We start from the raw sequence: 24,602 nt of genomic DNA on the forward strand, positions 1-24,602 counted from the left end.
GATGATCGGCATCGTCTCGCCCCACAACTCCCTGGGGTTGAAGTCCTCAGGCTTCAGTTTCCGCCGAGGCCCGGCTCACCCCCGCCATCGCCGCCGTTGTCATCGCCGCCGTTACCGCCGTCTCCACCGTTGCCGCCGTCTCCGCCGTCTCCGCCGTTGCCGCCGCCACCGTTGTCGCCGCCTCCGCCGGAACCGCTGCCCCCGCCGGATCCGCCGCCCTTGAAGTACTTGGAGCTCGGCTTCGGGAAACCGGTGTTGCCCTTGGTCTCCTTGACCGCCTGGTTCATGTACGCCTGCCATGTCTTACCGGAGATCGTGGCACCGTAGACGAATCCTTGCACGGCGCCCTCATGGTTGGTCCGCCAGTCACGTGTTCCGACCGGGTCGCCGGTCCAGACTGCTGTCGACAGCGTCTTCGTGAAGCCGAGCAGCCAGGTGTGGCCGACATCGAAGTTCGTCGTACCGGTCTTCGCACCGGCAGGAGCGCCGATCTTCAATTGGCTGGTGGTGCCGCCATTGAACGTCTGTGTCAGAGCGTAGGCCACGCCCTTTGCCACATCCTTGTCGAGGACCTGCTTGCAGCCCTCGCCGGGCACGTCGATCTCCTCGCCGTCGCGGTCCTTGATCTCGACGATCGGCTTCGGGCCGCAGTACTCTCCCTCATTGGCGAAGGCGGCGAATGCCGCTGCCATGGCGATCGGAGTGGTCTCCGTCGTGCCCAGGATCGACGAGGGCGACAGCGCCTGGATGAAGCCGTTCTTGTTCTCATAGTCGAGAGCTTCACCGCTGCCGTAGCGGATCCCCAAGTCCATGGCGGTGTCCATGATCTTGCACATGTTGAGCTGGTTGCCCATGGCTGCATAGCCGGTGTTCACGGAGTTCTTCGTGGCCTCGAGCGCAGTCATCGACCCCTTGCCCTCACCGTCGCCGGCGTTGTTGGGCTCCCAGTCGCCGGCCATGCTCGGACAGCCGTCGTACTTCCAGGAACTGGCCGGGAAATTGCGCTTCGTGGCGTTGACTGTGGTGTTGAGGCTCTTCCCGGATTTCAGCCACGTCGCCAGAACGAAGGGCTTCCACGTCGAACCGACCTGGAAGCCGCCACCGCCGTTGTGCTTCCTGTCGACGGTGTAGTTGATGCTGGTCTTCTTGTTACGGGCCCCTTCCTCGACCTCGCCGACCTCGTATTCGCGGTTCTCGGCCATGGCGATGACTTCACCCGTCCCGGGCTCGATCGTGACCAGGGCGTGTCCGGCACCCGAGGGGTCACCCACGGGAACACGCTTCTTGACCTGTTTGTCGGCGATCTTCTGGATGTCGGGGTTGAGGCTGGTCTTGATCGTCAGACCACCGCGCTGCAGGAATGCGAGGCGCTCTTCGACGGTCTCACCGAATGTGTCATCGTTCTTGATGACGTTCTCGACATAGTCACAGAAGAACTCCGCATTGCTCTTGGCCGAGGTGCACCCGTTCGGAGTCTCATGCAGGTCGAGGTCGAGGTCGGTCTTGACGGCCTTGTCGTATTCCTTCTGTGAGATGTGATCGTATTTGAGCATCTGCCCCAGCACCGTGTTGCGACGCTTCTTCACCTGGTCGGGGAACCGCTGCGGGTTGAAGGCGGAGGGGTTCTGCACGATGCCGGCGAGCATCGCCGACTGCTGGATGTTGAGATCCTTCGCGTCGATGCCCCAGTACCTGTGGGCGGCCGCCTGAACACCGTAGACATTGGGCGAACCCGAATAGTTGTTGATGTTCATGTACCGGTTGAGGATGTCCTTCTTGTCGTACTTCTTCTCAACCGCGACGGCGAGCTTGGCCTCACGCAGCTTGCGTGCATAGCCCTCCACGCCATCGGACTCCTTGGCCGCTTCGACGGCTTCCTTATCCTTCTCCGCGTGGGCGTTCTCCGCCAGAACGTTCTTCACGTACTGCTGAGTCAGCGTCGAACCGCCCTGCGTCGTCGAGGACACCATGTTGTGCACCGCGGCACGGGCAATGCCCTCGATGTCGACGCCGCCGTGCTCGAAGTACCGATAGTCCTCGACGGCGATCGTGGCACCCTGCATCTCCTCAGAGATCTCGTCCAGCGGCACCTCGACGCGGTTCTGCCAGTAGAACTCCGCGATCTCCGAACCGTCGGAGGCCAACATCGTCGACTTCTCGCCCAGGTCCTTGATCTCGAGGGTGGCGGGCAGCGAGTCGAAGATCTCGACTGCGCTGTTCGCGCTGGCAGTGGCGACGCCGACCCCGGGGATGGCAAGACCGGCCGCGACGATTCCCGCCACGGCGCTCACGGCGACGAACTGGAGGAACGCACCTGTCTTGGTCGGATTCGGATTTGACTCAGGAGACACCATGAAAACAAGTTTAACTAATCCGACTTGTGCAGATTCTCAAAAACCGGTGAGAACCTCACTCCCTGGGGACGAGAGTCAGCAGACTGACCTCGGGGCGACAGGCGAAACGCACCGGGGAGAAGGGCGAGAATCCCAACCCGGCGGAGATCTCGACGAGAGCCCTCCGGTACGCGAACACGCCTCTCGCCCGTGTCCGGTCGAGGTCGCAGTTCGTCACCGGTGCGCCCCAGAACGGCACCCGGATCTGCCCACCGTGGGTGTGCCCGGTCATGACGAGGTCGGCCCCCGCCGAGGTGAACGCCTCCAAAGTGCGCGAGTACGGAGCATGTGTGACGCCGACCTTCACGCCTGCCGCGGCCCCGAATCGGGGATGGTCGAGCGCTTCGGGTCCTCGGCCCTCTCCCTCGCGCAGCCGGATCCGATCACGGTCGATGTGGGAGTCCCCCAGCCCACAGAAGTCGATGCGGGTCCCACGGATGACAAGGCTCGCCTCGGCGTTGTCGAGGAGATGCCATCCCCGGTCCCCGTTGGGCGTGTCACCGGTTTCGAAGCCGCGAATGAGAGCCCCGACGTCGAGGTCGGGCTGCGCGCGGTGCTTGACCTCGGAGGGAGAGCGCAGATATGTGGCCGGATTCTTCGCCGTCGGTGAGAAGAAGTCGTTGGAGCCGAGGACGAAGACGCCGGGGACGTCGAGGAGACCGGCGAAGACGTCGAGGACTTCGGGCACGATGTCGGCCGAGAGGTTGTCGCCGGTGTTGACGACGACGTCCGGCTCCAGCCGGGTCAGGCCCTTGACCCACGAGGCCCTGTGCTTCTGCCATGGAGCCAGGTGCAGATCGGAGACGTGAAGCATCCTGATGCTCTGCGCCCCGGCCGGCAGGATCGGCAGTGTGTGGCGACGGACGGCGAAGAGGTGCGGTTCGATGACCGCTCCCCAGATGCCGGCCGCAGCAGGGATGGCCAGGGCGCCGGCGAACAGTGCACGCTTCTTCATTCGTCCAACTTTAGTCGGCTTCCGACAGCTGCTCGTCCGCGGCCCGCGGCTGCGCGGTGAGGAGCCAGCGGGCTCAGGCGTTGGTGGACAGCGGGTTCTCATGGTCGTCGACGGCACGGGCCGCGCGACGACGGTGCAGGTGCTTCATCCGGCGCTGCCCCACGAGGCGGCAGACGAGGTAGATAAGGAAGGAGATCGTCGTGACGAACGGGCTGATCGGGACCACCGGCGACCCCAGGGCGACGAGGATGCCGCCCACGGAGGCTGTGACCGCGAAGATCACGCTGAGCACCGGAACCCAGACGGGCGAGGCCGAGAGCTGAGTCGCCGCCGCGGCCGGGGTGATGAGCAGGGCGAGGACGAGGAGCACTCCGACGACCTGGACGCTCAGCGCCACGGCCAGTCCGAGCACGAGCATGAAGACGATCGTCAGACCCGATACCGGTACACCCTTGGCCCGTGCCACTTCGGGATCGAGGCTGGCGAACATGAGAGGGCGCCAGATCACGGCGAGGACGAGGAGCACGACGAGGGAGCAGACGACCAGAGTCAAGATCTGGCTCGGCGTGATGGCGACGATCTGGCCGGTCAGGAGCCCGAATTTGCTGGCCGCCCGTCCGTCGTAGAGGGCCAGGAACAGGATCGCCAACCCCAGGCCGAAGGGCATGAGGACGCCGATGATGGCGTTCTTCTCCGAGGCCTTCGCCCCACCGACGCCGATGATCAGTGCCGCGATGATCGAGCCGATGATCGAGCCGCCGACGACGTCGAATCCGACGAGGAGGGCGAAGGCGGCCCCGGCGAACGAGAGCTCGGAGACGCCGTGAACGGCGAAGGGAATGTCTCTGGCCATGACGAAGACGCTGATGAGACCACCGACGACGCCGAGCAGGCCGGCTGCGATAAGCGAATTGGACAGCAGCGCCACCAGCTCGCCGTAGTCCTCGAAGGTGAAGAGGCTGCCGAAGATCTCCTGAGCCGACATCAGATCGCGCCCCGTTCCATGCTCGGCTCGTCCTCGTGGACGTGGTGGTCGACGCATTCGGCCTCGCCCCCGACGACGATGAGTCGGCCGCCCACTCGAACCACCTCGACCGGGGACCCGTAGAGCCTGGTCAGCGATTCGGTGGTCATCACCTCGGCGGGGGTGCCGATGAGGAAGTGCCCTCCGACGATGTAGAGGACCCGGTCGACGTACGGCAGGATCGGGTTGATCTCGTGGGTGACGAAGACGACGGAGGTGTTGCGCTCGACCCGCTGGTCGTGGAGCAGGTTGGCCACCACCTTCTGATGGTGGATGTCCAGCGACAGCAGCGGTTCGTCGCAGAGAAGGACCGAGGGGTCGTTGGCCAGGGCCTGGGCGACGCGCAGACGCTGCAGCTCACCGCCGGACAGGGTCCCCGCGGGGGCATCCGCATAGTCGCGGGCACCGACGGAATCGAGGAGTTCGTCGACCTGCCGGTGGCGGGCCTTCAAGAACCGGCCGGGGCCCCAACGGTGTCCATCGATGCCCATGCGCACCAGATCGCGACCGCGCATCGGAGTGTGCTGGTCGATTCCGCGCTGTTGCGGGATATAGCCGATGGCCGAATTCCCCGCGTGCACATTCTTGCCGCCCACCTCGGCCGAACCGGTCGACAGTGAATGCTGGCCCAGCAGCACCTTGAGCAGAGAGGTCTTTCCGGTCCCGTTCGGACCCAGCACCGCCACGAATTCTCCCGGTGCGACGTCGAGATCGAGGTCGTGCCAGAGCACGCGCTGACCGAATCGCAGCTCGGCATCGCGCAGACGGATCACCGGCGGGGGTGCGGTCCGCGCGCCGGTAGCGTCGGATACGGTGGTCATTCTCAGTGTTCGTGTCCTTCGAGCGCAGTGGAGATTTCGGTGATGTAGTCGCCCATCCAGTCCGCATAGTGCGTATCGGCCGGCATGGTCTCGCCGAGGTCGACGACCGGAACGTCGGATTTCTCAGCCGTGGATTTCAGCTGTTCAGCCTGTGGACCTGCCGCCTGAGTATTGTACCCAAGCAGCACCGCCTCACCCGAGGAGATCTGCTCCTCGGCCCTCTTCAGCACAAGAGGCGGTACATCGTTGCCCTCTTCGACGGCTTCGAGGAACTCGTCCGAGGTGATGTTCTCCAGCCCCATGTCCGCAAACAGCCACAGCGGCACGGGCTCGGTGGCCGCAACGGCATCACCCTGGTGCTTCTTCGCAGCCGCGTCGATCTGCGCCTGCAGGCCTTGGAGCGTCTCCTTGTAGTCGTCCGCATTGGCGGTGAAGTCATCCTTGTGTTCGGGCTCGGCCTCGCCGAGGTGGGTCGCAACCTCATCGACGAGCTTCGTCATCGTGGGCACCGAATACCACAGGTGTTCGTTGAACTCCCCGTGGCCGTGGTCGTGTCCCTCTTCGCCGTGGTCGTGGTCGTGTCCCTCTTCGCCGTGGTCGTGATCATGACCCTCGTCGCCATGCTCATGGACATGTCCGCCGCCATGGGCTTCTTCGCCCCCATGATCGTGTCCTTCGTTGCCAACCCCCTCGGATCCGGGCAGACCCGAGATCGAGACCGTGTCGATGGTCTCGACATCGGCATCCGAGGCTTCGAGCATCGTGGTCATGAACGAGTCGTAGCCGCCGCCGTTCTCGACGACCAGGTCGGCCTTCGACAGCTTCAGCCGATCCTGCGTCGTGGCCTCATAGGAGTGCGGGTCCTGGTTGGGGTCGTCGATGACCGCTGTGACCTTCGCGAAGTCGCCTGCCACCTGGGACACGATGTCCGCGTACACATTCGTCGACGCGACGACCGAGAGCTCGGTCGAGCCTGTCGCCTGTCCCCCACATCCGCTCAGTGCGGCAACGGTGGTGAGAACGGCTGCCCCGGAGGCGATGCCGTATCGGGAGGTGCGCATGGTGGGCCTTTCAGATCGTCAGCGAAGATCACGGTGTCAACGACGATCACACTACTCAGCGAGAGGGCTCTCCACTAATATAAATATTTATATATAGAAACTTGTTTATGCGTCAAGATTCGAGAACCGCCCGAGGACCGTTCGTCCTCGGGCGGTTCCATACAAGCTGCTCGAGTGGGCACGGCCCATCACAGCGGGCAGTGTCGGTGATCTCAGGCTGCCTGCGACTCCACCTTCTTCGCCAGCAGTGCCGCGATCTGGACCGTGTTCAGGGCAGCGCCCTTGCGCAGGTTGTCGTTCGCGACGAACAGGACGAGGCCCTTGCCCGCCGGGGCGGACTGGTCGGCACGGATGCGGCCGACGTAGCTCGCGTCCTTGCCCGCCGCCTTGAGCGGGGTGGGCACGTCATCGAGCTCGACCCCCGGCGCCTTGGCCAGCACCTCGGTGGCCTGCTCAGGGGTGATGTCCGAGTCGAACTCCGCATGGATGCTCAGACTGTGGCCGGTGAACACGGGCACGCGCACACAGGTGCCTGCCACGAGGAGGTCCGGCTTGGCGAGGATCTTGCGGCTCTCGTTGCGCAGCTTCTTCTCTTCGTCGGTCTCGAGCTCACCGTCGTCGACGACGCTTCCGGCCATGGGCAGCACGTTGAACGCGATGGGTTCGACATAGTTGTCCGGCTCCGGCAGGGTCACGGCGCTGCCGTCGCGGGCGAGCGTGCGGGAATCGGCGACGCCCGCTTCGAGCTGACCGGCGAGCTCCTCGACTCCGCTCACGCCCGACCCTGAGACGGCCTGGTAGGTGCTGACGATGAGGCGGTTGAGTCCGGCCGCGTCGTCGAGTGCCTTGATTACCGGCATCGCTGCCATCGTCGTGCAGTTCGGATTCGCGATGATGCCTTTGGCCACAGCATCGAGTGCTTCGGGATTGACCTCGCTGACCACCAGGGGCACCTCAGGGTCGGAGCGCCAGGCCGAGGAGTTGTCGACGACGGTGACTCCGGCGGCGGCGAAACGCTCTGCTTGAGCTCGGGAGGTGGCTCCTCCGGCCGAGAACAGAGCGATGTCGAGCCCACTGGGATCCGCCTCGGCGGCGTCTTCGATGGTGATGTCTTCACCGTTGAACTCGATGACCTTGCCCGCAGACCTCGCCGAGGCGAAGAGCCGCAGGGTGTTGATCTCGAATCCGGGACTGTCGGCCAGCAGGTCGAGCATGACCCCGCCCACCTGACCGGTTGCTCCGACTACTCCGATATTGACGCTCATCGTCCTGTACCTCCGTAAACCACTGCTTCGTTGTCTTGACTGTCGAGTCCGTATGCGGCATGTGCGGCGCGGACGGCGTCGTCGAGGATGTCTGCGCGTGTGACGACGCTGATGCGGATCTCCGAGGTGGAGATCATGTCGATGTTGACCTGTGCGTCGCTCAGAGCTTCGAACAGGGTGGCAGTCACGCCGGGGTGGGAGCGCATGCCCGCACCCACGACCGAGAGTTTGCCGATCTGGTCGTCGTAGCGGACCTGATCGAAGCCGATCGAGGTCTTCACTGCGTCGAGAGCCTCGAGCGCCTTGGCTCCGTCGTCCATCGGCAGAGTGAACGAGATGTCGGTCTTGCCCGGTTCACGCGTGGAGATGTTCTGCACGATCATGTCGATGTTGATCTCGGTCGCGGCCATGGTGTTGAAGATCTCGGCAGCCTTGCCAGGAACGTCGGGCACGCCGACGATCGTGACCTTGGCCTCCGAGCGATCATGGGCGACTCCGGAAATGATTGCCTGTTCCATGTTGGACTCCGTTTCTGATTCCGCTGCTGCCGGGGCCTTCGATCCCCGTGTCGGACGGAAGGCTTCAGGGATGGGTGAGTCGGTCACCCAGGTGCCTTGATTACGTGAGAATGAGGACCGCACGTGCACGGGCACGTTGTAGCGGCGGGCGTATTCGACGCATCGGAGCATGAGGACCTTGGCGCCCGAGGCCGCCATCTCCATCATCTCCTCGTAGCCGATCTCGTCGATCTTCCGTGCGCTGGAGACGATGCGGGGGTCGGCGGTGAAGACACCGTCGACGTCCGTGTAGATCTCGCACACGTCGGCGTTGAGGGACGCTGCCAACGCGACTGCGGTCGTATCCGATCCGCCGCGTCCCAGTGTGGTGATGTTCTTCGCTGTCTGGCTGACTCCCTGGAATCCGGCCACGATGGCCACATATCCCTGATCGAGCGAGGAGCGGATGCGACCCGGCGTGACGTCGATGATCCGGGCTTTGCCGAACTGCTCGTCGGTGATGACGCCCGCCTGGGATCCGGTGAATGACTGTGCTTCCTCGCCGAAGTTGGCGATCGCCATGGCCAGAACCGCCATGGAGATGCGCTCACCTGCAGTGAGAAGCATGTCGAGCTCTCGCGCGGGGGGCATGGGAGAAACCTGTTGGGCCAAGTCGATGAGATCGTCGGTGCTGTCTCCCATCGCCGACACCACGACGACAACTTCGTGGCCGGCCTGACGGTACTCGACAATTCGCTTGGCCACCCGCTTCACCGATTCCGCATCGGCTACCGAGGACCCGCCAAACTTCTGGACGACTATGCTCACTGCAGTCTCTTCCTTATCGCTGATAAGTTCCGTGCCGGACGATCGATTCCATGCTCGGAGAACATGGAGGTCTCGTGCTTGCATCGATCAGGATTTCAGCCGTGTCGGCTCTCCGGCACCGTGACCATTGTATGAGGTCGGCCGGTTCACTTCATCCGCGCCCGTCGTTCAGTCTACCCACCGACCCTGCGGATCCGCGTCTGGACGGGGCGCGGGTCCTGCTCAATCAGGTTTGACTTCGACGGTGAGCAGATCGCCTGGTTGGCAGTCGAGGGCCTGGCAGAGTGCGATGAGAGTGGAGTACCTGATGGCCCTTGCCCTGTTGTTCTTGAGCACCGAGAGGTTGGCCAGGGACACTCCGACGAGTTTCGACAGTTCGGTGAGACTGAGCCCTCTCTGAGTCAGGAGCGACTCGAGATGGCAGACGACGCGGTGTGATTCGAACTCTTCGACCATCAGACCAGCCCCTCGAGTTCGTCCTGGGCCTTCTGCCCCGATTTGAAGCACCTGCGCAGGAGCTCGAGCCCTCCGACGACTCCCAGCAGCAAGAAAGCCTGGACGGTCGTCACGCCGGGACCGACCTCATCGGCAATCGCGAGATCACGCGACACCATGTTGCTGCCCAGCACCATGGCACCGAAGTACACCAACCCGCCGCAGGCGATGAAGCCCTCGATGACCCCCAGCGCTTTGATCGACCTGCCGGTGAAGGGGTCGCCATCGGCGATGTCCCTGATCACGGGCACGCTTGCGACTGCCGCGACGATGAATGTGAGGATCAGCGCGATCTTCGCGATGAGGAGAAGGACCATTGAGTCCACCCCCAGATCCGACGTGGACACCGTGATCTGCGTGAGCCCGCTCAGAGTCGCCACTCCCCCGGGGAAGTCAAGTGCCGCTACGGAATCCGATTCGAACTCGAGCGGCAGGCTGATCTTTGCATGAGCGAGGTCGATGACGAGCTCGGTCACTGCATAAATCACATAGAACGCGATAGCCAGACCGACCCAGAGCTCATACCCTGTGCCGAAGGCTTTTCGTTTGGCGGCTTCGGCGGGCGGTTCGTTCTTCCCGTTTCCCTGTATCATGATTTTGCCTTCGTCTCGATTCGCGATTGTTTATCGTTATTCGATATATCGATAAACAACATACTTCACGATAATCGATATGCTGTCAAGGGTGCAGATCGGACCGTCAGGGCACGGATCAATCGATCGCCGACAGCAGCAGATCATCAGCACCAGACAATCAGCTGCGGCGAATCAGTCCATTTCGCGGCGACCGGAGAAGGCACGGCCGAGAGTGACCTCGTCGGCATACTCGAGGTCTCCTCCGACAGGCAGACCCGATGCCAGCCTCGTGACGGTGACTCCCAACGAGGTGAGCAGCCGCACGAGATAGGTGGCTGTGGCCTCGCCCTCGAGGTTGGGGTCGGTGGCGATGACGCACTCCTTGACCTCACCGTTCTGCAGGCGCGTCATCAGCTCTTTGATGCGCAGGTTGTCGGGGCCGACTCCGGCCATCGGGTCGATCGCTCCGCCGAGGACATGGTAGAGCCCCCTGTACTCGCGGGTGCGTTCGATGGCGACGACGTCCTTCGGCTCTTCGACGACGCAGATCATCGAACGGTCCCGGCGCGGATCCTGGCAGACGGTGCACTCCGATTCTTCGGAGACATTGCCGCAGATGTCGCAGAAGCGCACACGTTTCTTCACATCGGTCAGTGCCTGGGCCAGGGCACTGACCTCGGCGGATTCAGACTGCAGGATGTGGAATGCAAGCCGCTGAGCGGACTTCGGGCCGATGCCCGGGAGCTTGCCGAATTCCTCGACCAGATCCTGCAGGGCACCTTCGTAAACCGCGCTCATACTTCTCTTTCATCAATAATCTCGCCGCCGAGGACCTCAGCGATCACGGCCACTCCGAACTGCGGAGCCTCCGAGACATCGAGATCCGTCTCCGGATCATACTCGTCCTCATCGGCACCGGGGTTCGGGGGCTGAGGTCCGGGGGTCGGGGGCTGAGCACCGGCGCCACTCTCAACCGCGTCGAGGTCAGCGGTTCGGACCGGCGGTGCTGCGGCGCTTCCTCCGTGTTTCTCCGCAAGAGCGGCGAATCGGGATTTGAATGGCTTCGCACCAGCGTTTCCCTGAGGCCTCGATGACGGTGCCTGCTCTGGCGGTGAGGACGATTCCGGCGACGTCTGAGGCCGGTACTGCGGAAATCCGGTGTCAGCATCCGCACCGTCACCGAGGTCATCGTCCTCGGGCGGCGGCACGACGACCGCACCGACGTCCACTGCACCCGAGCCTGCGCTCGTCGACTCCTCATCGGGATCGACCGCCTGTGGTTCCTCGACCGAGAAGTCTTCGTGATTCGGGGCTTCCTCCGTGGGTGCGTCGTGCCAGGTCGGTTCCTCCCACCGTGGCTGGACGTATTCCATCGGCGTCTCCGGAGATTCCATCGGTGCCTCCGAACCGCCCTGAGTGCTCGCTTCGGCTGCGGGGTCGGCTTCGCCGTCGTCCGAGGAACCGAAGAAATCATCATCCGAGAGATCGGGCACGACGATGTCCGAGGTGACTTCTCCCCCGTTGGCCGGTTCGCTCGCGGTTCCCCCCTCGGCTGGCGCGCTCGCACCATCACTGCCGGGGTTCGGTGGCTGTTCCGGATCTCTCGGGGACGGTTCCGGTTCGCTCGTCGACTGTGGTGCGTCGTTCGCCGTCGGCGGTTCTCCCTCCTCGTCGTCATCGGACCAGGGTCCCTGTGGCGATCCGTTCCGCTCCCAGAACTTCTCGTGATCGACCTGCGGCTTGTCGACTTCGCGTGTGCCGACGACAGCGGCTACCTCCTGGGGGCTGGGCCGCCTCTGCTCAGGGGGCGGCCCATAGCCGCCGTCGGCGTCTCTCCCAGCCTGAGCCGACGATCCCTTTCCGCCGGACCCACGTCCGGGACTGCCCTGGCCAACGCTGCCCTGTCCGGCACTGCCCTGGCCGGCAACTCCCTGACTGGTACCGCCCTGGCCGGAGTTTCCGGCGAAGCGACCGACATCACCGATGTCGATGCGCGCCTGGATGCCGAGGACATCGTTGATCGCCATGGCCAGTTTGGCGGCATGGTCCCTCTGCTGGAAGCCGTGGACGGAACCTGCGTTGTTGAATCCGAGGTAGACGACCCCATCGGAGAAGGACTGGGGGATCGCATTCGCCGCGATGATCGCTCTGGTCAGACGGCTGCGTTTCTCGACAGCGGCCAGGATGCTCGGCCAGGCACGACGAATCGCTTCGATCTCGCCTCCGATATTGCCGGCACCGGCCACCGAATCACTCTCCGGGGCAGCCTCCGATTCCGGCGTCCTGTCGTCCTCTGGGCGCTTGTCGCTCTCTGGTGGCTTGTCTCCTCCTGAGGGTCTGTCACGTTGCAGGGCAGCGTCGTTCGTCGGTGCCTGAGGCGGTGTCGGTGCTGCGGCCCGAGGCTCCGAGTGGCTCAGTGACGGCTCCGGTTCTCTCTGTGGAAGCCCCGAATCTCTCTGCGGGAGCCCCGATTCGCTCTGAGGAGGCTCCGACTCGCGCTGCGACGTTTCCGGCACGCTCTGCGACGATGGCGAAGCCTCTTCCCGACCGCCTTCGACCGGATTCGACCTGGGAGGCTCATTGAGCATGGATTCCGCGGCGGCAGCCATCTCGGCGAGGTCGTCGAAGTCATCATGCGCCGCAGCGCTCGTGGACTGCGCCGAAGCGCTCGAAGACTGAGTGCCAGTGCTCGAAGGTTGAGTGCCAGCGCTCGACGACTGAGCGGCAGCGGTCGAGGACTGAGAGTCAGCGTTCGCGGACTGCGCCGTTCTCGGTTCGGGTCGCTGCGCAGGCTGTCCGGTCTCGACCGGTGCGGAACCCGGCTGGGACGACTCCTCCTGTGGCGCGGGCGGAAGGTTCGCCGCCGTGCCCGCTGCGGACATGCCGATCCGACGCTCCATCCGCTCGACGCGGCTGAGCACGGCGTCACGGCTGCGACCCGAACCCGGCAGGAGAATGCGGGCGCAGATCAGCTCGAGCTGCAGCCTCGGTGAGGTCGCTCCCGACATCTCGGTCAGACCCTGATTGAGCAGGTCCGCCGCGCGGGAGAGCTCGCCCTGGCCGAAGCCCCTGGCCTGCAGGGTCAGTCGCTCGAGACGATCCGGTGGGACCTCCGGCAGGAAGGCATGGGCCGCCTCGGGTGCGGCGTTGATCACGATGAGATCGCGCATGCGCTCGAGCAGGTCCTCAACGAAGCGCCGCGGGTCCTGCCCGGACTCGATGACGCGTTCGACGGCTCGGTACACGCCACCGCCGTCGCCTGCGGAGAAGGCATCGACGATGTCGCTGAGCAGGGAATCAGGGGTGTATCCCAGCAGCGCGATGGCTCCCGCATAGTCGACCCCGTCGGGGCCCGACCCGGCGATGAGCTGGTCGAGAACGGACAGCGTGTCGCGGACGGACCCCCCGCCGGCGCGCACGACCAGAGGCAGCACTCCCTTGGCGACGTGGACACCCTCGCGTTCGCAGAGGCCCTCCATGTAATTGCCGAGCGCCTCGGGCGGGACCAGCCGGAACGGGTAATGATGGGTTCGCGAGCGGATCGTGCCGATGACCTTCTCGGGCTCGGTCGTCGCGAAGACGAATTTGATGTGCGGCGGCGGCTCTTCGACGATTTTGAGCAGAGCATTGAACCCCTGCGAGGTCACCATGTGCGCCTCGTCGAGGATGAAGACCTTGTAACGATCTCGAGCCGGCGCATAGATCGCGCGTTCACGCAGATCCCGGGCATCGTCGACGCCGTTGTGGCTGGCCGCATCGATCTCCACGACGTCAAGGGACCCCGGACCGCCGCTGGCCAGATCCTGACAGCTCGGGCACTCCCCGCAGGGCACGGGAGTCGGACCCTTCTCGCAGTTGAGACATCTCGCCAGGATCCGTGCCGAGGTGGTCTTGCCACAGCCTCGGGGACCGGAGAACAGATAGGCATGGTTGATGCGGCCGCGGTCGATAGCGGCCTTCAGCGGATCGGTCACATGCTCTTGACCGATGACCTCGTCGAAGGTCTCTGGGCGGTATCTTCTGTACAGTGCGGTGGACACATCCTCAGCCTAATGCCAACCACTGACACGACACACGCCCCCGGCCGACCGTCCGTTGTGAACCCGCAGACCGTCCGTTGTGAGCCCTCAGTTGAATCGGGCACGATAGAGACCATGACCGACTCCCCTGAGAACGACCCCGCGAAGACCTTCCGCATCGGACACAAGGAACGCGACGAGGCGATCGAGCTCCTGCGCGAGGCCGTCGGCGACGGTCGGATCACGGTCGAGGAACTCGACGAACGGATGGAGAAGGTCCAGGCCGCCCGCTTCCCGATCGACCTCGACGAGGTTCTCTCCGACCTCACCACGAGCCTGCCCTCCGATCGTTTCCGACCTGGGCGCGGGCTCGTGCGCTCCACCCCGGCGGCTCGGGCCATCGAGACCGGAGAACCGCTCGTCATCAAGGCCGGCTGGGAGACCGAGCTCCGCCGCGGCAGATGGCAGGTCCCGCCCTCCATCAGGTGCGAACCGTCGATGTCGAACATCGAACTGAACTTCCTCGAAGTCGACACCGACCTCGAGGCCGTCGACGTCGAGATCGTCGCCGGCATGGGTTCCGTGGTCGTCGTCGTCCCCGATGACTGGGCCGTCGACATCGACGGGCTGTCCAAATCCTGGGGCTCGGTGAAGTCCGTGGTCAATGCCGTCCCCGAGGGGCGCCGTCCCACCATCAGCGTCAGAGGCTCGGTCGGCATGGGCTCCTTCCGGGCCCGCTTCGCGAACTTCCTCGACCGTCGTCGATTGGCCAAGTGATGGAACCCGGACTCGGCGCGGTCATCTTCCTCACCCTGACCATCATCGTCGTGTTCAGCGTCGGCGCCTTCCTCGTCTATCGGGTGATGAACCGACCCGGCATGCACATCGGGTCCCGCCTGCCCGACGAGGACCCCACCGGCGAAGACGATTCCGACGTGGACCCCACCGGCGAGGGCCCCACCGGCAAGGACGATTCCGGGGACGACGCAGACCCGACGTCGGACCCACCGCGGGATCCTTGAATTCCGTGGTCGCCCGTGGTCGACTCGTGTCATGGTCGATCTGCAGATCACACGGATCGAGCCCGACGACGTCGAGGGGCTCACGCACTGGCACGCGGTCATGCGTGAGGCCTACACCGCCGACCGCAGCGCGGCATGGTGGCAGAGCCTCGAATCCACCCTCACCCAGTTCGCCCACCCCCGATCCGACAAGCGCGACATCGCACTGCTGGCCCGCCTCGGCGAGGAGGCCGTCGGCGGCGCCGAGATCAATCTCGTCACGGACTCGCCTGCCGACGTCGAGGTCGGAATCCTCCAAGCCCACCGACGTCGACGTCACGGCGCCGCGATCGCCGAGACCGTCGAGGACCTCGTGCGTGGGCAGACGACCATCGTCCAGACCGAGACCTACTGCCCGGAGGGCACCGCGTTCGCGAAGTCACGGGGCCTGCGCATCGGGCACCGGGAGGATCGGCTCCTGCTCGACCTGCCGGCCCACCTGCACGCCGATGCCAACCGGTACAAGAGCCCCGAAACGACGACGAAGCTGACCACGAAGCCCGATCCGCACAGGTCGATCACATCGTGGATCGGCGGCTGCCCGGACGACATGATCGAGGATTGGGCGGGCCTCCGGCGGCAGATGGACGAGGACGTGCCCGTCGGCGATCTCACCCGCACGCTCAAATATGCCGGCGCCGATGCCATCCGCACCCACGAGGAGCGCATGGCCGACCAGGGGCGGATCCTCGTCAGCTCGATCGCCCACATCGACGAGACCCCTGTCGGCTACACGGAGATCATGGTTTCGAGCCATGAACCGGACATCGTCATCCAGGAGGACACCCTCGTCGACCGCGCCCACCGCGGCCACGGCATCGGACGGGCGCTCAAGGTCGCGAACATGCGGCAGCTGCACGAAGTCCCCGAAGCCGCCTCGGCGAGATGGGTCCAGACCTTCACAGCCGCAGACAACGCGCCGATGCACGCGCTCAACCGGGATCTCGGCTTCTTCACCGCAGATACCATGACCGCACTCGAAGGACGATTCGACTACAGTGTGCAGTGAAAGTTCCGGCCACAGAAGCGAAGCAGGCACCCGTGTCGTCCAACATCCTCATCATCGCCCTGGTGTTCATCGTCGTCGTCCTCATCACGGTGATCATCGTCCGTCGGCGCGCGGCGAAGGCCCGCAGAGCCGAGGAGCAGCAGACCCCGCCCCGTCCTCGGGATCCCTTCGCCGCCGAACGGAACACCGGAGGCGACCCCGAATCGATCAAGGCCGGTGACCTGCTCGAATTCGGCAGCGAGAAATTCTTCGTCCGCGGCACCCTGCGGATCTCCGAGGGAGGCTACGACTGGGCGGAGCACTTCTTCCAGGCCGACCAGTCCGCCACGAGGCTGTGGCTGACGGTCGAGAACGATCCCGACCTGCAGGTCTCCCGGTGGAGCGATCGTCCCGAACTCGACATCGAGCCGAAGTCGAAGACCATCACCGTCGACGGCACCGAATACAAGCTCATCGAACACGGCACCGCCTCCTACCGCTCTGAGGGCACCACCGGTCTCAATGAGAAGGGCGGAGTGGACTACGTCGACTACGAGTCCGATGACGGCAGGCTGCTGGCCTTCGAACGCTTCGACCACGGCCGTTGGGAAGTCAGCACCGGCGAATCGGTTCCCGTCGGCTCCTTCACCATCTATTCGGGCAGCTGATGACGCTCACTCCCCCACTGACGCAGCCGGTGACCGCCGACGTCGCATTCACCGACGTCTCCGCGCAGGCGCTGCGCTTCAGCCTCGACCACGGTCGCATCACCCCGCTGGCCTCGCAGGTCATCGAGCTGCCGGGCACCGACGAGCAGAGCCTCGAACTCCACGTCATCGGCTCCTCCCACCAGGTGGTCCTGCGCGATGCCGACACGGATGCATTCATCGAGACCTTCGCCTGCCTCGGCGAGGGGCAGAGTCCCGAATGGAACACGACGCGCACCGCCGAAGGCCCATGGTCCGGGTTCGCCCGGCACCGCTTCGGCTGCGAACTCAGCGATGTCCACGACAGCTTCACCGATGCCGCCGCCGAGGTGGTGCGCCGTTCCAGCAGTCATGACCGTCATCTCGTCGTCGACTTCCCCGGCGAGCCGGGTGCTCTCACGGCCCTGGCCCTGACCCGCTGCGAACCGGGACAGGTCACCTGGCAGTCCTGGCACTGCTACCCACAGCACCGACAGATCGTGCACAGCCGCAGTGAGCTGAGGAGGAGAGTATGAGCCACGATCCGAATGTCTCCATGGGCGGAGGCTCGTTCGACTTCGACGCCGAGAACGGGCGCGGTCCCGGTGGCGGCGGGCGCGGCTCCGGTGGCGGACGCGGTCCCGGTGGTGGGCGCGGCTCCGGGCCCTCGAACAACGGTCAGGGGCCCCAGAAGAAGCGGTCCGGCTGCGGCACCATCATCGCCCTGGTCGTCATCGTCCTGATCCTCGGCAACATCATGAACGGCTGCACGGACGACTCCGACGGCTCGGGCGGCGGCGGATTCTTCTTCCTGCCCTTCTTCGGCGGCAGCTCCAGCAGCTCCGGAACGACCTACGGCGACGGCTCGGGATTCCGCGGCGGCGGCCCCGGCACCGGAAAATGACGGTGCCCACGGCAATTGCAGAAACGACAGCACTCTGAAAGGCAACCATGTTGGCAGAACTCCTCCTGGAGATCGGGATCGTCCTCTCCTACGCCGTGAGCGGCCTCGTGCTCATGCTCATCGGCTACTTCGTCGTCGACCTCCTCACCCCCGGAAGGCTCCACGTGATCCTGTGGGAGAAGAAGTCGAAGAATGCCGCGATCCTCGTGGCCTCCGACCTTCTGAGCGTGGCGATCATCGTCATCGCCGCGATTCGGGCCAGTGCCGACGATCTGCTGCTGGGCATCATCTCCACACTGGTCTTCGGCCTCGTCGGCATCGTCCTCATGGCCCTGAGCTTCCTGCTCATCGACGCCTTCACACCCGGCCGGCTCGGCGACATGATCAAACCCGATGAGTTCCACCCCGAAGTGTGGGTCAATTCCTCCGCACACGTGGGCATCGCGGGCATCATGGCCGCAGCGCTCCTTTGAGCTCTTCGCCTGACACAGCCGCCCACCGCTCCATCACGCTGCCGCTGAAGCCGGGGCCCGCCCGGTTCTTCGTGCTCCTGGCCGTGTTCATCTGCGCCAGCTGCGGCATGGTCTATGAGCTCGCGCTCGTCGCCCTCGGCTCCTACCTCCTCGGTGACACGATCGTTCAGGCCTCGATCGTGCTGTCGGTCATGGTCTTCGCCATGGGCATCGGTTCCCTGGCCACGAAGCGCCTGACCGAATTCGCCGCCGCGGCCTTCGCCCTCATCGAGGCGGCGCTGGGCATCATCGGCGGCCTCTCCGTCATCCTGCTCTACCTGGCCTTCGCCTTCGCCGACGTCTACACCATCGCGATGGTCGTCCTCGCCTTCGTCATCGGCGCCCTCATCGGCGCGGAGATCCCGCTGCTCATGGAGCTCGTCCAGCGCATCCGCGCGCAGAAGGCCTCGAGCGCCGTGGCCGACCTCTTCGCCGCGGACTACGTCGGCGGGCTGGTCGGCGGACTCGCCTTCCCCTTCATCCTGTTGCCGATCTTCGGCCTGACCCGCGGTGCGCTGGCCGTGGGAATCACGAACGCCGTCGTCGGCATCCTCATCGTCCTCTGGCTCTTCCGCGCCGAGATCGGCACCCGCGCGAAGGTGCTCCTCGCCGGGCTGCTCGTCCTCATCGTCGGCGGTCTCACCGTGGTCTGGGTCTACACGGACGATATCGAGATGACCACCCGACAGCGCCTCTACCGCGATCCGATCGTCTACTCACAGCGCACCGACTATCAGGAGATCGTGCTCACCGAGTCGCAGAAGACGGGAGACACGAGACTCTTCCTCAACGGGGACCTGCAGTTCGCCTCGGCGGACGAGTACCGCTATCACGAGACCCTCGTCCACCCGCTCATGAATGGGCCGAAGAAGAACGTCCTCGTCCTCGGCGGCGGGGACGGTCTGGCGGTGCGTGAGATCCTCAAGTATCCCGACGTCGAATCGGTCACACTCGTCGACCTCGATCCGCGCGTCCTCGAGCTGGCGAAGAATTCGGAGCACTTCACCGACTTCAACAAGGACTCGCTGGACGACCCGCGGGTGAGAACCATCGCCGCCGATGCCTTCACCTGGCTGCGGGAGGCGAAGCACACCGCCTACGATGCGGTGATCGCCGACCTGCCCGACCCCGACGATGTCGCCACCTCGAAGCTCTACAGCATCGAGTTCTACGGACTGATCAAGCAGGTGATGTCTCCCGAGGCCCGCCTCGTCGTCCAAGCCGGTTCCCCGTACTTCGCTCCGGCGGCGTACTGGGGCATCGGAGAGGCCGTGGCCGAGGCCGGCCTGTCGACCACGCCCTACCACGTCGCTGTCCCCAGCTTCGGAGACTGGGGCTACTTCCTCGCCGACCTGGACGAACAGGGTCCGGACGTGACGATCCCCCGGGATGCTCCCGAGGGATTGAAATTCGCCACCGCCGAGGTGCTCGCCGCCTCCACGACGTTCCCGCCCGATCGTGATCGGGACTCCGTCGATGACGTCGAGGCCTCGACCCTGCTCCACCCCCACGTGCTCGAGCAGGAGCGCGGAGCCTGGGTGGGGTACTAGGCGCCGAGGAGACCCGCGAGTCCGGCGGCTCCTGCGATCGAGAGTCCGAGCAGACCGCCCAAGGCGGCCAATGAGACGAAGATGATGCCGAGGATGAAGCCCCACTTGCCCATCTCGTTGTCGGCGAATCCTGCACCGCGAGAATTCTTGCGTGCCATGTGCCCGGTGATGATGCCCACGATGGGCCCGATGAAGTTGAATCCGAGGAACGTCGAGAGGGTCGCGACCAGGGAGACGATGCCCAGGACCTTGCCCGGGTCCTCCTCCGTCCGCGGACGGTAGGACTGCGGTGACTGCGCTCCTGTACTGTAATTCTGATTCGAATCGTAGTAGCTCTGGCTGCCGGTGTAGTCGGTGTTGGAGATGTAGTCGGAGTTCGGGGTGTAGTTCATTTCTCTGCCTCTGCTCGTGCCTGTGCTGTTATGACCAGCCTAGGAACTCTCGAAGACACAGGGAATGATATAAACCGTCCACCTGTCCGGGGGTTTTCCCCCGCATCACTTCACATCGACGAGGGCATGCTTCTGTCGGCCCATGAGGTAGAGCAGGATCTCCACTGGTTCACCGGTGATGGTGATCTCGCCGGCTGCGCCGTTGGCCCCACCGCTTCGCCTGCCCGCACTGCGTTGGCCATAGCCGGGGCCGACGATCGAGACGCGTCCTTCCGCCTTGGCCGCGAACGGCAGGAGCGCGATCCGGCACTGCGCCCACACCGCCCGGTTCTCCTGCAGGGACAGCCGCCGTGGGATCCATTCGATCGCCGCGCGCCGGATGTCCTCGTGGTGGACGAGGTACTCGCTCGTATTCATCACGGATTCGACGCCGGGCCACCCGCCCGGGGTCCACCTCGGCGGGGATGCCACCAGACCCAGCAGCTGCGCGTACGGCATCGCGGCATACGCGCGCTCCTGGTCCTCGCGCCGGGATTCGAACGCCGGCAGGAAGATGCCCAGCGCGGCAGCGGGGTGACGCTCGCGGATGACGAGGTGTGTGGCAAGGTCCCGTGTCGTCCACCCCTCGCACAGCGTCGGGGCGTCTTCGCCGGCTCGGCGGGCCGCATCGACGAGACGAAGGCGTTCGGTTCTCGCGAGATTGCTCATAGGGGGAGTTTTCCATCATCGCCTTGGATTCGCCTGAACGCCCAAGCGTCGACGAATTCGGTGACACGGGAGATCGAACGATAGTCGGCAAGCTCGTCGCCCCTGGTGGGACCGTCAGTGACGATGACGACGGGCTTCGATGCCTTCGCCGCCGCACGCACGAAGCGCAGCCCTGAGAGCACCGCGAGCGAGGAGCCGAGCACCACGATGCCCTCGGCCTCGTCGCAGATCCGGTTCGCCGCCTGCAGCCGGGAGGCAGGTACGGAGTCGCCGAAGTACACGACGTCCGGTTTGAGGATGCCGTCGCACTCGGGACAGTCGAGGACCTTGAAGTCCTGCGTCTCCTCGAGATCCACATCGCCGTCCGGCGCGGTTTCGACGTCGATCGGATCGATTCCCACGAGCTCGGCGAAGTCGGGGTTGAGTTCACTCAGCCGTCGCTGCACCCAGTCGCGGTCGAACATATGCCCCCGGGCGAGGCAGATGACCCGATCGAGGCTGCCGTGCAGGTCGATGACCGGGCTGGAGCTGCCCTCCTCAGCCGCGGCCTTCTGGTGGAGCCCGTCGACGTTCTGGGTGATGACACCGGCGACCGGCAGCTGCGCCAGCCCCAGGTGTCCGGCGTTCGGCCGGGAGCCGCGCATGCGCGGCCAGCCCACCCATGAGCGCGCCCAGTAGCGGGCACGCTGATCGGGATGGGACATGAAGGTCTGGATCGTCATCGGCTGACGGGGCACGGCGTCGGGGCCGCGGTAGTCCGGGACTCCCGAGTCCGTGCTCATCCCTGCTCCGGTCAGGACCACCCAGTCCTCCGTGCCCCCTCCGGCGGCTCCCGCGATGAGCTCGTCGATGATGTCCTCGTCCGGGTTGCTGGCGCTGGGTCGCGTCCTCCCGCGAAGCGGATCGAAGATGACTGCCACGAATGCTCCCTCCCTGTCACCGGGTTAGTCTGGTCTCATGGTCAGCATATTGCTCGTACATCATTCCCCGTCGCAGGCGACTTCGCGAATCGCCGAGGCGGCCCTGTCCGGCCTGCGCATGCCGGAGTTGGGTGACGTCGACATCACGGTCAGGTCCGCTCTGGAGGCGACGTCGGCGGACGTCCTCGGAGCCGACGCCTTCGTCCTCGGTACGACTGCGAACTTCGGCTACATCTCCGGAGCCCTCAAACACTTCTTCGACACCACGTACGACGAGGTCAGAGACCCGGCCGCGGGGCGACCCTTCTCCTACTGGATCCATGGAGGATACGACACGACCGGTGCGGAGACCGCGATGAAGCAGATCACCACCGGCCTCGGCTGGAAGCTCGCCTTCGATCCTCTGACGGTCACCGGCGAGGTCACCGACGAACACCTCGCCGCCGCCACCGAGCTCGCGGCCACCGTGGCGGCCTCGGCCATGTGATGAGCGCCGGGCAGTCACCTCGGCGACTCCTCGACAGGGACCCTCTGGGCGATGCCTTGGAGCCTCTGAGCGACTCTTTGGAGGGAAACTCCTGAAAGTACTTTCCACTTCGGAAACTACTTGGTATGCTGTAACTACTTCCCTTCGGGAAGCCACCGATACACCGGTGAGGCACACGACGAAGGAGTTGTCATGAGCACGCCCACCCCGCAGCAGGCCGAGGACCTTCTCTCGCAGGTCGAGTCGAACCAGACCCAGGCACGGTCCAGCGATGCCTGGCCACTGGTCACCCTGCTCTTCGTCCTCAGCGCAGCCATCTCGGTCGCACTCGTCGCGGTCGGGGTCATCGAGGACAATACGACCCAGCTGATCGTCCTCGGTGCCGGCATCGTCTGGCTGGTCCCTGCCCTGCTGGTCTATCTGATCAAGGCTCTGAGCTGGAGTCGTCGCTCGTCCTTCCTGCTCGCCACCTGGCTGCCGTTGACCTTCATCGCCTTCTTTGCGGCGATCATCGTCGATTCGTTCACTCCCACTTCATGGGTTCCATTGGCCGCGGCCGGTTTCATCTGGGTCATCTCGCCCGTCCTGGCCCTCATCGGTCTGCGCCGCTGAGCGTCGGCAGAAAGGCGACACCACCATGACAGAGCAGTCACCCGAACCCATCCCCCACCTCGGCGGGTCCCTGGCTCGGATCGAATCCGATCTGGGCAATCCCACGCGCCTCGGAATCGTGGCGAGCCTGAAGAATCGCGACAAGGCCGAATTCAAGCTGCTCCGCGATTCGCTCGGAGTCTCCGACTCCGTGCTCTCCCGGCACATCTCCGCCCTCGAGAAGGTCGGCCTGGTCGCGGTCAGGAAGGGCTACGTCGGCAAACGACCGCGCACCTGGGTCTCGATCACCCCTGAGGGCGGCACCCGCCTCGACGCCCACATCCAGGCTCTGCGCGAACTCGCAGGCGGCGGAGCCGACCAGCAGTGACCCGATCGGCTTTCCCCGATAGCATGAGCAGAACCGATGCAGGGAGGCGTCCATGACCAGCAGCACCACCTCAGCGAACAGCGGAGTCGAGTTCCGCGAACTGCACGAAGTGTCGGAACTCATCAGGTCCGGGCGACTGAGTTCCAGAGACGCCACCGAAGCCATGTTCGACCGGATCGCCGATCTCGACCCCCACCTCCTGTCCTTCGTCACCCTGATGCGGGAATCGGCTCTGGCCGCCGCCGACGCCCTCGATGCGAGCCTGGCTCGCGGGGACTGGCTGGGACCGCTGCACGGCGTGCCCCTGGCGATCAAGGACCTCGCCTACACCCATGACGCACCGACGGGCGCGGGCACCACGATCCACGCCGACTTCCGACCCGACTTCGATGCCACCGTCGTGGCGCGTCTGCGGGCCGCCGGGGCGGTGACCCTCGGAAAGCTTCGCCTCACCGAAGGCGCATTCACCGGCCACCATCCGGATCTTCCGACCCCGGTCAACCCCTGGGAGCCGAACACCTGGTCAGGGGTCTCGTCGAGCGGTTCCGGCGTCGCCACCGCCGCCGGCCTCTGCTACGGTTCGCTGGGCTCGGACACGGGCGGATCGATCCGCCTGCCCGCCTCGGCGAACGGCGTCACCGGACTCAAACCCACCTGGGGTCGGGTCTCACGCAACGGCATCTTCAGCCTGGCGCCGAGCCTCGACCACATCGGTCCGATGACCCGCAGCGCCCGGGACGCCGCGATCATCCTCGAGGCCATCGCCGGTCACGACCCCAACGACCCGACCTCGGCCCTCGAACCGGTCCCCCGCTACAGCCGGCAGCTCACACTCGATCGGGCTCCGGTCGTCGGGTTCGATCGCGAACTGGCCGCCGCCTATTTCGACGCGGCCACCAACGAGATGCTCGAATCCACCGTCGAGGTCCTCGTCGACCTGGGTTGGCGCGTCGTCGATGTCCGCACCCCCGACCTGCCCGCCGCCGCGCAGACCTGGACCGCCCTGTGCGGTGTCGAGACCGCCGCCGTCCATGCCGAGACCTACCCGGCGCGCACGAGCGAATACGGCCCCGACCTCGCCGCGCTCATCGAGGTCGGACGCGGACTGACGGCGATCGACTACCACGAGCTGCTCGAATCGCGTCGGGAGTTCACCGGCCGCATGCGCCGCCTCATGGCCGACATCGACCTGCTTCTGCTTCCGGGCGTCGGCGTGGCCTCACCGACGATTTCGCAGATGGAGAACCTCGGATCGGATGCCGAGCTGTTCAACGCTGTGACGATCCCGACGGCCCCGATCGACAACTGCGGGATGCCATCGATCACCATGCCCGCCGGATTCTCCGACCGTGGCACCCCGCTGGCCGCGCAGTTCGTCGCCGGGGACTTCAGGGAAGAGCTGCTGCTCGCTGCCGGGCACACGTTTCAGCAGGCCACCGACTTCCACACCCGGCACCCTCACATCGTGGCGGTGTAGTCGGG

At 65.1% G+C, this 24,602-nt stretch carries 26 protein-coding genes; 12 read left to right on the plus strand and 14 right to left on the minus strand.

Annotated features, from left to right (window positions below):
- Positions 1 to 53 precede the first annotated feature (53 nt).
- The 11 genes from BKA07_RS17300 to BKA07_RS17350 all read right to left on the minus strand — a co-directional run bounded on the left by BKA07_RS17300 (position 54) and on the right by BKA07_RS17350 (position 13,954).
- On the minus strand, positions 54 to 2,354 hold the full coding sequence (locus BKA07_RS17300) for a transglycosylase domain-containing protein (RefSeq protein ID WP_167952185.1): 2,301 nt from the start codon (positions 2,352 to 2,354) through the stop codon (positions 54 to 56).
- A gap of 55 nt (positions 2,355 to 2,409) precedes the next feature.
- Positions 2,410 to 3,348 carry a metallophosphoesterase gene (locus tag BKA07_RS17305; protein WP_167952187.1) on the minus strand — a complete coding sequence of 313 codons (939 nt, stop codon included), beginning with the start codon at positions 3,346 to 3,348 and terminating at the stop codon, positions 2,410 to 2,412.
- Between the two features lie 73 nt (positions 3,349 to 3,421).
- Positions 3,422 to 4,333, minus strand: coding sequence for a metal ABC transporter permease (locus tag BKA07_RS17310; RefSeq protein WP_167952189.1), 912 nt, complete (start codon positions 4,331 to 4,333; stop codon positions 3,422 to 3,424).
- Positions 4,333 to 5,193: a metal ABC transporter ATP-binding protein gene (locus BKA07_RS17315; RefSeq protein ID WP_167952191.1), complete on the minus strand. Its 861-nt coding sequence runs from the start codon at positions 5,191 to 5,193 to the stop codon at positions 4,333 to 4,335. The genes BKA07_RS17310 and BKA07_RS17315 overlap by 1 nt, the downstream gene beginning before the upstream one ends.
- Before the next feature lie 2 nt (positions 5,194 to 5,195).
- The gene (locus BKA07_RS17320) at positions 5,196 to 6,254 is read right to left on the minus strand and encodes a metal ABC transporter solute-binding protein, Zn/Mn family (protein ID WP_167952193.1); all 1,059 of its coding nucleotides are present in this window, start codon (positions 6,252 to 6,254) and stop codon (positions 5,196 to 5,198) included.
- A gap of 212 nt (positions 6,255 to 6,466) precedes the next feature.
- Positions 6,467 to 7,519 carry an aspartate-semialdehyde dehydrogenase gene (locus tag BKA07_RS17325; protein WP_167952195.1) on the minus strand — a complete coding sequence of 351 codons (1,053 nt, stop codon included), beginning with the start codon at positions 7,517 to 7,519 and terminating at the stop codon, positions 6,467 to 6,469.
- Positions 7,516 to 8,844, minus strand: a complete 1,329-nt coding sequence (locus tag BKA07_RS17330) for an aspartate kinase (protein WP_167952197.1) — start codon at positions 8,842 to 8,844, stop codon at positions 7,516 to 7,518. The genes BKA07_RS17325 and BKA07_RS17330 overlap by 4 nt, the downstream gene beginning before the upstream one ends.
- 222 nt (positions 8,845 to 9,066) lie before the next feature.
- The gene (locus tag BKA07_RS17335; protein WP_167952199.1) at positions 9,067 to 9,300 is read right to left on the minus strand and encodes a helix-turn-helix domain-containing protein; all 234 of its coding nucleotides are present in this window, start codon (positions 9,298 to 9,300) and stop codon (positions 9,067 to 9,069) included.
- Positions 9,300 to 9,932, minus strand: a complete 633-nt coding sequence (locus BKA07_RS17340; protein ID WP_167952201.1) for a DUF2975 domain-containing protein — start codon at positions 9,930 to 9,932, stop codon at positions 9,300 to 9,302. Before BKA07_RS17340 ends, BKA07_RS17335 begins: the two co-directional genes overlap by 1 nt.
- A gap of 174 nt (positions 9,933 to 10,106) precedes the next feature.
- Positions 10,107 to 10,712, minus strand: coding sequence for a recombination mediator RecR (gene recR, locus BKA07_RS17345; RefSeq protein WP_167952203.1), 606 nt, complete (start codon positions 10,710 to 10,712; stop codon positions 10,107 to 10,109).
- Entirely contained in the window at positions 10,709 to 13,954 is a 3,246-nt protein-coding gene (locus BKA07_RS17350; RefSeq protein WP_167952205.1) for a DNA polymerase III subunit gamma and tau, read from the minus strand. Before BKA07_RS17350 ends, recR begins: the two co-directional genes overlap by 4 nt.
- Before the next feature lie 114 nt (positions 13,955 to 14,068).
- Between BKA07_RS17350 and BKA07_RS17355 the strand changes: the two genes are divergently transcribed.
- From BKA07_RS17355 to BKA07_RS17385, 8 genes are read left to right on the plus strand one after another with little or no spacing between them, the layout of a single operon-like run.
- Positions 14,069 to 14,710 carry a DUF1707 SHOCT-like domain-containing protein gene (locus tag BKA07_RS17355; protein WP_167952207.1) on the plus strand — a complete coding sequence of 214 codons (642 nt, stop codon included), beginning with the start codon at positions 14,069 to 14,071 and terminating at the stop codon, positions 14,708 to 14,710.
- Positions 14,707 to 14,955, plus strand: a complete 249-nt coding sequence (locus BKA07_RS17360) for a hypothetical protein (RefSeq protein ID WP_167952209.1) — start codon at positions 14,707 to 14,709, stop codon at positions 14,953 to 14,955. The genes BKA07_RS17355 and BKA07_RS17360 overlap by 4 nt, the downstream gene beginning before the upstream one ends.
- Before the next feature lie 31 nt (positions 14,956 to 14,986).
- The gene (locus BKA07_RS19425) at positions 14,987 to 16,003 is read left to right on the plus strand and encodes a GNAT family N-acetyltransferase (protein ID WP_245161999.1); all 1,017 of its coding nucleotides are present in this window, start codon (positions 14,987 to 14,989) and stop codon (positions 16,001 to 16,003) included.
- Positions 16,000 to 16,650 (plus strand): DUF4178 domain-containing protein, encoded by a 651-nt coding sequence (locus BKA07_RS17365; protein WP_342449113.1) that lies wholly within the window; start codon positions 16,000 to 16,002, stop codon positions 16,648 to 16,650. The genes BKA07_RS19425 and BKA07_RS17365 overlap by 4 nt, the downstream gene beginning before the upstream one ends.
- Positions 16,650 to 17,204 (plus strand): DUF2617 family protein, encoded by a 555-nt coding sequence (locus BKA07_RS17370; RefSeq protein ID WP_167952212.1) that lies wholly within the window; start codon positions 16,650 to 16,652, stop codon positions 17,202 to 17,204. Before BKA07_RS17365 ends, BKA07_RS17370 begins: the two co-directional genes overlap by 1 nt.
- On the plus strand, positions 17,201 to 17,572 hold the full coding sequence (locus tag BKA07_RS17375; RefSeq protein ID WP_167952214.1) for a hypothetical protein: 372 nt from the start codon (positions 17,201 to 17,203) through the stop codon (positions 17,570 to 17,572). The genes BKA07_RS17370 and BKA07_RS17375 overlap by 4 nt, the downstream gene beginning before the upstream one ends.
- A 47-nt stretch (positions 17,573 to 17,619) precedes the next feature.
- On the plus strand, positions 17,620 to 18,045 hold the full coding sequence (locus BKA07_RS17380) for a DUF350 domain-containing protein (RefSeq protein WP_167952216.1): 426 nt from the start codon (positions 17,620 to 17,622) through the stop codon (positions 18,043 to 18,045).
- Positions 18,042 to 19,634, plus strand: a complete 1,593-nt coding sequence (locus BKA07_RS17385; RefSeq protein ID WP_167952218.1) for a polyamine aminopropyltransferase — start codon at positions 18,042 to 18,044, stop codon at positions 19,632 to 19,634. Before BKA07_RS17380 ends, BKA07_RS17385 begins: the two co-directional genes overlap by 4 nt.
- Here the strand turns inward: BKA07_RS17385 and BKA07_RS17390 are convergent.
- The 3 genes from BKA07_RS17390 to BKA07_RS17400 form a co-directional block, all read right to left on the minus strand.
- Entirely contained in the window at positions 19,631 to 20,026 is a 396-nt protein-coding gene (locus BKA07_RS17390) for a DUF4190 domain-containing protein (RefSeq protein WP_167952220.1), read from the minus strand. The two genes, BKA07_RS17385 and BKA07_RS17390, sit on opposite strands and share 4 nt — an antisense overlap.
- Before the next feature lie 105 nt (positions 20,027 to 20,131).
- Positions 20,132 to 20,734 (minus strand): TIGR03085 family metal-binding protein, encoded by a 603-nt coding sequence (locus BKA07_RS17395; protein ID WP_167952222.1) that lies wholly within the window; start codon positions 20,732 to 20,734, stop codon positions 20,132 to 20,134.
- Positions 20,731 to 21,654, minus strand: a complete 924-nt coding sequence (locus BKA07_RS17400) for a Sir2 family NAD-dependent protein deacetylase (protein WP_167952224.1) — start codon at positions 21,652 to 21,654, stop codon at positions 20,731 to 20,733. Before BKA07_RS17400 ends, BKA07_RS17395 begins: the two co-directional genes overlap by 4 nt.
- A gap of 37 nt (positions 21,655 to 21,691) precedes the next feature.
- On the opposite strand from BKA07_RS17400, the gene BKA07_RS17405 reads away from it, so the two are divergent.
- The 4 genes from BKA07_RS17405 (at position 21,692) to BKA07_RS17420 (ending at position 24,597) form a co-directional block, all read left to right on the plus strand.
- On the plus strand, positions 21,692 to 22,141 hold the full coding sequence (locus BKA07_RS17405; RefSeq protein WP_167952226.1) for a flavodoxin family protein: 450 nt from the start codon (positions 21,692 to 21,694) through the stop codon (positions 22,139 to 22,141).
- 192 nt (positions 22,142 to 22,333) lie between these two features.
- Positions 22,334 to 22,753 (plus strand): hypothetical protein, encoded by a 420-nt coding sequence (locus tag BKA07_RS17410; RefSeq protein ID WP_167952228.1) that lies wholly within the window; start codon positions 22,334 to 22,336, stop codon positions 22,751 to 22,753.
- A gap of 25 nt (positions 22,754 to 22,778) precedes the next feature.
- Positions 22,779 to 23,120, plus strand: coding sequence for a winged helix-turn-helix domain-containing protein (locus BKA07_RS17415; protein ID WP_167952230.1), 342 nt, complete (start codon positions 22,779 to 22,781; stop codon positions 23,118 to 23,120).
- Between the two features lie 52 nt (positions 23,121 to 23,172).
- A complete protein-coding gene (locus BKA07_RS17420) occupies positions 23,173 to 24,597 on the plus strand; it encodes an amidase (protein WP_167952232.1) in 1,425 nt (474 codons plus the stop codon).
- The last annotated feature ends 5 nt before the right edge of the window (positions 24,598 to 24,602 follow it).

The organism is Brevibacterium marinum (assembly GCF_011927955.1).
Lineage (GTDB): Bacteria > Actinomycetota > Actinomycetes > Actinomycetales > Brevibacteriaceae > Brevibacterium > Brevibacterium marinum.

Excerpts from the sequence above, each read along its gene's own strand:
- BKA07_RS17325 (WP_167952195.1), bottom strand. The coding sequence starts at position 7,519 with ATGAGCGTCAATATCGGAGTAGTCGGAGCAACCGGTCAGGTGGGCGGG.
- BKA07_RS17405 (WP_167952226.1), top strand. The coding sequence starts at position 21,692 with ATGGTCAGCATATTGCTCGTACATCATTCCCCGTCGCAGGCGACTTCG.
- BKA07_RS17395 (WP_167952222.1), bottom strand. The coding sequence starts at position 20,734 with ATGAGCAATCTCGCGAGAACCGAACGCCTTCGTCTCGTCGATGCGGCC.
- BKA07_RS17375 (WP_167952214.1), top strand. The coding sequence starts at position 17,201 with ATGAGCCACGATCCGAATGTCTCCATGGGCGGAGGCTCGTTCGACTTC.
- BKA07_RS17390 (WP_167952220.1), bottom strand. The coding sequence starts at position 20,026 with ATGAACTACACCCCGAACTCCGACTACATCTCCAACACCGACTACACC.
- BKA07_RS17370 (WP_167952212.1), top strand. The coding sequence starts at position 16,650 with ATGACGCTCACTCCCCCACTGACGCAGCCGGTGACCGCCGACGTCGCA.
- BKA07_RS17415 (WP_167952230.1), top strand. The coding sequence starts at position 22,779 with ATGACAGAGCAGTCACCCGAACCCATCCCCCACCTCGGCGGGTCCCTG.
- BKA07_RS17335 (WP_167952199.1), bottom strand. The coding sequence starts at position 9,300 with ATGGTCGAAGAGTTCGAATCACACCGCGTCGTCTGCCATCTCGAGTCG.
- BKA07_RS19425 (WP_245161999.1), top strand. The coding sequence starts at position 14,987 with ATGGTCGATCTGCAGATCACACGGATCGAGCCCGACGACGTCGAGGGG.
- BKA07_RS17315 (WP_167952191.1), bottom strand. The coding sequence starts at position 5,193 with ATGACCACCGTATCCGACGCTACCGGCGCGCGGACCGCACCCCCGCCG.
- BKA07_RS17380 (WP_167952216.1), top strand. The coding sequence starts at position 17,620 with ATGTTGGCAGAACTCCTCCTGGAGATCGGGATCGTCCTCTCCTACGCC.
- BKA07_RS17300 (WP_167952185.1), bottom strand. The coding sequence starts at position 2,354 with ATGGTGTCTCCTGAGTCAAATCCGAATCCGACCAAGACAGGTGCGTTC.
- BKA07_RS17410 (WP_167952228.1), top strand. The coding sequence starts at position 22,334 with ATGAGCACGCCCACCCCGCAGCAGGCCGAGGACCTTCTCTCGCAGGTC.
- BKA07_RS17355 (WP_167952207.1), top strand. The coding sequence starts at position 14,069 with ATGACCGACTCCCCTGAGAACGACCCCGCGAAGACCTTCCGCATCGGA.
- BKA07_RS17320 (WP_167952193.1), bottom strand. The coding sequence starts at position 6,254 with ATGCGCACCTCCCGATACGGCATCGCCTCCGGGGCAGCCGTTCTCACC.
- BKA07_RS17340 (WP_167952201.1), bottom strand. The coding sequence starts at position 9,932 with ATGATACAGGGAAACGGGAAGAACGAACCGCCCGCCGAAGCCGCCAAA.
- BKA07_RS17305 (WP_167952187.1), bottom strand. The coding sequence starts at position 3,348 with ATGAAGAAGCGTGCACTGTTCGCCGGCGCCCTGGCCATCCCTGCTGCG.
- recR (WP_167952203.1), bottom strand. The coding sequence starts at position 10,712 with ATGAGCGCGGTTTACGAAGGTGCCCTGCAGGATCTGGTCGAGGAATTC.
- BKA07_RS17420 (WP_167952232.1), top strand. The coding sequence starts at position 23,173 with ATGACCAGCAGCACCACCTCAGCGAACAGCGGAGTCGAGTTCCGCGAA.
- BKA07_RS17310 (WP_167952189.1), bottom strand. The coding sequence starts at position 4,333 with ATGTCGGCTCAGGAGATCTTCGGCAGCCTCTTCACCTTCGAGGACTAC.